Raw genomic sequence first — 1,323 nt, forward strand, 5'->3', positions numbered from 1 at the left:
AACGCTGCCCCGCCAAGAAATGCGTGGCCTTGATTCATTACGAAATCGATCCCGAAAAGTGTGTGGGATGTACCGCATGTGCCAGAAATTGTCCGGTGGAGTGCATATCTGGCGAGCGTCGCAAGCCGCACGTGATCGATCAGGCGCGGTGCATCAAGTGCGGACGCTGCTTCCAGGTTTGCCGCTTTGATGCGGTACTCCGCCTGTAACGGTTGAACGGTGGGTCGTTTCGGAGGAGCGGGACGACACCTGATCCATCCAGTGATTCGTTAAACAGACATTCAAACTTTCAGCCCGGTGCAGGATCGCAAAGCATATGATGGCCAAGCGTCCCAAACAAATCTCGGTGACAATCGACGACACGCCGGTCAAGGTGCCGGAAGGCACAACTGTGATGCAGGCTGCGGAAAAAATCGGTATTCGCATCCCGCGGCTGTGCTATCACCCGGATCTGAGCCTTGCCGGAGCGTGTCGGGTCTGCGTTGTGGAGGTCGAAGGTCTTCCGGGCTACGTCGCTTCATGCAGCCTTCCGGTTTGGGATGGGATGGTCATCCGCACCAATTCGCCGGAAATCAGGCAGGCCCGGCGCGACATTGTCGAACTGATTCTGGACAATCATCCGATGGATTGCCAGACCTGCGAGCGCGACGGAAACTGCGAACTTCAAAATCTGGCGTATTCCCTGGGCGTTCGTGAAAGACTGTTCGCGGGACGTCGCAAAGAATTTCCCATTGATGATTCCAGTGCGGCGGTTGTCCGTAACCCCAACAAGTGCATTCTGTGTGGGCGGTGCATTCGTGTATGCGCGGAAATCCAGGGCGTCTATAACCTCAGTCAGCATGGTCGCGGTTTTACCACGGTGGTGGGGCCAGCCCATCTGGCCAACATGGACGACTCGGTTTGCATCCAGTGCGGCCAGTGCATCAATGTCTGCCCTACAGCAGCATTCCTGGAGAAATCGAGCACCGAGATTGTCTGGGAAGCTTTGGCCAATCCGGACCTCCATGTCGTCGTGCAGACGGCTCCGTCCATCCGAGCCGCGATCGGTGAGGGCTTCGGCTATCCTCCCGGGACACCCTGTACGGGGAAGATGATCACGGCCCTTCGGCTCCTCGGCTTCGATGCCGTGTTTGATACCGACCTGGGGGCTGATCTCACCATTGTGGAGGAAGCGCACGAGTTCCTCACGCGGTTGGAATCGGGCGGTCCGCTTCCCATGATCACCTCATGCTCGCCGGGGTGGATCAATTTCCTTGAGAAGTTTTATCCGGAGTTAATCCCCCATGCGTCGAGCTGTAAGTCCCCAATGAGCATGCTTTCGAC

Annotated in this window: 2 protein-coding genes; both read left to right on the forward strand. The window is 57.2% G+C overall.

Going from position 1 to position 1,323, the window contains the following annotated elements; genetic code table 11:
• A partial coding sequence (locus H5U08_RS19060; RefSeq protein WP_297036826.1) for a 4Fe-4S binding protein occupies positions 1-209 on the forward strand: 209 nt, incomplete at its 5' end.
• A gap of 107 nt (positions 210-316) precedes the next feature.
• Positions 317-1,323: [Fe-Fe] hydrogenase large subunit C-terminal domain-containing protein (locus H5U08_RS19065; RefSeq protein WP_297036829.1), on the forward strand; the 1,007-nt coding region annotated here is incomplete at its 3' end.

It is taken from the genome of Thermogutta sp. (assembly GCF_014359955.1).
GTDB lineage: Bacteria > Planctomycetota > Planctomycetia > Pirellulales > Thermoguttaceae > Thermogutta.